1 protein-coding gene is annotated in these 274 nt (G+C 36.5%); it reads left to right on the plus strand.

The genetic code is table 11. From position 1 onward, the window contains the following. The coding region (locus tag H5200_RS23595; protein WP_182740999.1) for an ATP-binding protein at positions 1 to 243 on the plus strand (243 nt) is incomplete at its 5' end. Positions 244 to 274 lie beyond the last annotated feature (31 nt).

Consider the following 274-nt stretch of genomic DNA (forward strand, 5'->3'; position numbering starts at 1 on the left):
GAACCACTGAGTGCACAGCAACGAGGTGACTTACTCGAATTAATCGATGCGCGGTATGGGTATAAATCACACATAATTATAAGCCAGCTACCACAGGAAAACTGGCATGAAATGATAGGAGAATCAACTCATGCTGACGCCATTTTAGATAGGCTAATTCATGGTTCAATTAAGTTGAACTTAAAAGGAGAATCGATACGAAAACAGTTAAATAAATTGACTGATGATGATCAGTTAAGCTAATTTAAAAACGGCTCTACAAAATGATAAATCA

Source organism: Pseudoalteromonas sp. SG43-7 (genome assembly GCF_014164295.1).
Taxonomy (GTDB): Bacteria; Pseudomonadota; Gammaproteobacteria; order Enterobacterales; family Alteromonadaceae; genus Pseudoalteromonas; species Pseudoalteromonas rhizosphaerae.